The sequence below is a fragment of the Dyadobacter sp. genome (genome assembly GCF_051859145.1).
Taxonomy (GTDB): domain Bacteria; phylum Bacteroidota; class Bacteroidia; order Cytophagales; family Spirosomataceae; genus Dyadobacter.
Genome location: NZ_JBHYGF010000458.1, coordinates 1 through 2,989 on the forward strand (window position 1 = coordinate 1; position 2,989 = coordinate 2,989).

The 2,989-nt window shown below is 47.1% G+C and carries 3 protein-coding genes; all 3 read left to right on the forward strand.

Annotated elements, in window-relative coordinates; all coding sequences use genetic code 11:
• Positions 1 to 384, forward strand: a 384-nt coding sequence (locus ACTIE6_RS21840; protein WP_439558651.1) for a c-type cytochrome, incomplete at its 5' end; no start/stop codon positions are given.
• 192 nt (positions 385 to 576) lie between these two features.
• Complete coding sequence (locus tag ACTIE6_RS21845; protein WP_439558652.1) at positions 577 to 2,274, forward strand: hypothetical protein; 1,698 nt, start codon at positions 577 to 579, stop codon at positions 2,272 to 2,274.
• Between the two features lie 197 nt (positions 2,275 to 2,471).
• A partial coding sequence (locus ACTIE6_RS21850; protein ID WP_439558653.1) for an ATP-binding protein occupies positions 2,472 to 2,989 on the forward strand: 518 nt, incomplete at its 3' end.

Sequence of the window (2,989 nt, forward strand, 5' to 3'; positions counted from 1 at the left end):
TATGCCAAAGAAGGCTACTGCGCAACCTGCCACCAGCCTGACGGAAAGGGGCTGGCTGCGGCAGGCTTCCCTCCGCTGACCAACACCAAATGGGTACTTGGAAGCGACGAGCGGCTGATCAAGCTCGCATTGAAAGGTTTGCTCGGGCCCATTGAAGTGAACGGACAGAAATACCCTGGACAAGTGCCGATGACACCATTTGGCGGTCTTCTGAAAGACGATGAAATGGCTGCTGTGCTCACTTTTGTAAGAAATTCATTTGGCAATAAAGGCCCTGCCATTTCGCCGGAGAAGGTGAAACAGGTACGTGCTGCTACCGAGAGTAAGAAGGATTTCTACTCACCTGACCAGCTTTTGAAGGAACACCCGATGGAGAAGATGTAATCGAATGTGAAATGTAAACACAGAAAGCGGCACCTGTCCGCTTTCTGTGTTTAAAGCCTGTATATGATACTGTTGACTAAGATTTGCCCGAAAGATTAAGATTAAATAGTTTAAGTTTTTAGATTTGCCTTACGCAGCCAGGTTGTAAAACCGGTCGATAGCTGCCCACCTCTCATCTATTAAGTTAAACTTATGCAGCGATTTTTGGCGGGCATTATGATCGTTTTTGTTGCCCTGATCTATTTCGTTTACAACTTCTACTACTCCGTCAATTTTCCATATCAGGACGATTTTCTCCTGATCCAGTTTATAGATACCATCTCACAAGGCGGGTCAGGTGTTTCAGAAGTTATCAGGGAGCTTTTCAGGACCTTTAACGATCATAAAGCGGCAGTACCGCGGTTTGTATCGCTGGTCAACTATCATTTGACGGGGTACCTCGATTACCGCGCTTACATTGTGATCGTCTCGGTCAATGTTTGTTACATCTTCTACTTTCTGTACCTGCAATTCCGTAAGCTGAACTTGCCGCTCTGGTACTTTCTGCCTGCTGCATTCCTGTTTTTTCAACCACTGTACCACGAGATATCGAACTGGGCGCTAACCGGGTTGCAGCATTCCTTTCTGACTGCATTCACTGTTACGGCAATTATGCTTGTTTCGCGACGAACCAACGGCGCCTTTGTTGGGGCGATGTTCTGCTGTTTCCTGGCCACATTTACGCATGGTAATGGGATACTTTCTTTCCCCGCGATCATCTTTTACTTTTTGTGTGTCAAAGATTTCAGAGGCGCTATCCTGACAGCGCTGTTCATGATCGGTTGTTTTTTGATTTACATTATTGGCTACGAGTCGGGACAGGCTGGCAGGCTTCCCACCAGCATAATCAGCTTCCTTGCTTCGCTGTTCGGTTTTGTGGGTTCAAGTATGTCGCTTTGGTGGGCTCCGGAGCTTTGGTCGGCGATATGGGGGGTTGTAATCGTCGCCTTTGTTGTTTTCATCGTGGTTAAAATTGCGCAAACGTATTATGGCAAGCAGGTTGTTATCAAGCCGGGTACGGTGGAGCTGATCTCCCTTTTTGCATTTATCTTCATTACAAGCTTTGTGGTAGCCTTATTCCGGTCCTGGGCGGGCAGCACGATTGCGAGCCGTTTTCAGATTTATGCTTCGCTGGCCACAGTTATCTTCTACTTGTTGTTGCTTGGTTATACCCCATTTTTCCGGCGTACGCGGGTAGTTTCCATTCTGATCGGATTGAGTATCTTCTACTGGATTTATTCCTATTATAAGTTCACGGAGATGATCGCCGCTCAAAAAACGGTTTACCTGGCAGATGTTTACAATTGGAAAACCAACCACAATATGTTTTCGGTGGAAAAGTCTATTCTCCGGAATGCCGATTTTTATCTTACGACAGCTTATCAGAAAGGGTTTTTCAGGATTCCGCAGCCTGTTGTCGAGAAGGCGCAGCTGGATTCGATGTTTGCTGCGCAGCCTTTGGCCACGGCAGATCACGGCGTGTATGTGGAGGAGTGGAAGGTAGACCGCCGCAGCCGCGACACGACCGAGCTGCTCACGTTTTACTTCGTTTCAAGCATTCTATCTCCCGAACGGAAGGGATTGACGGGCGATCGTTTTATGGTTTTGAAGGATCGCGCCCGCGGACAGGTTCACCTGGTAAATGCCAATCCCAAAGTGGAGGCAAGAAGGGAGATTTTGACCGCCGGAAACTACTACAAACCCGGCTTTAAAGTACTTTTCCGAATTGACGATCTGGCGCCGGGGAGCTATGACGCGGGCATTCTCGATGTTAGTGGCAATGGCGAAAAAACATTTACCCGCCTGGACAAAGCGCTTCTTGTCACCACCAGCCGCATTGCCGTGCAATAGCTGCAAAATACCTTTCTCCCGCATTATTTTACCGTTGGATTGCCCATTCCGAATATTGGTTAATTAATATTTCCACTTGCCTCATCCCGGCGCAACAAATCGTTCCCGAAGGCTGGGTTCCTCCGAAAAAAAACGTATCTTTACATGCTTAAAAAGCCTGAAAATGGTTCTTTTTATCCAAGTGAAAAACAAACTATATGTCAAACGAAACAGTGCTTGAAGTAAACAGTTATTCAGCTGAAAATATCCAGGTTTTAGAAGGTTTAGAAGCCGTCCGCAAACGTCCGGCGATGTATATCGGTGACACTGGTTTTAAGGGAGTTCACCATTTGATTTGGGAGGTTGTTGACAACTCCATTGATGAGGCAATGGCCGGCTATTGCGACACTATCAATGTAACGATAGAAAAGAATAATTCTATTACAGTACAGGATAACGGTCGGGGTATCCCCACGGGAATGCACCCCAAAGAGAAACGGTCTGCGCTTGAAGTTGTACTGACTGTGCTCCACGCCGGTGGTAAATTTGATAAAGACACATACAAGGTTTCGGGAGGTTTGCACGGGGTAGGGGTTTCCTGCGTAAATGCACTTTCTATACATCTCCGCGCGGAGGTTCACCGCGAGGGAAAAATATTCGAGCAGGAGTTCAGTGAAGGCAAGCCGCTTTATGCTACAAGGGTAATCGGAGACTCTGAAAAAACAGGGACATTCAT

Coding starts and splice junctions, on each gene's coding strand:
- ACTIE6_RS21845 (WP_439558652.1), top strand. CDS start 577: ATGCAGCGATTTTTGGCGGGCATTATGATCGTTTTTGTTGCCCTGATC.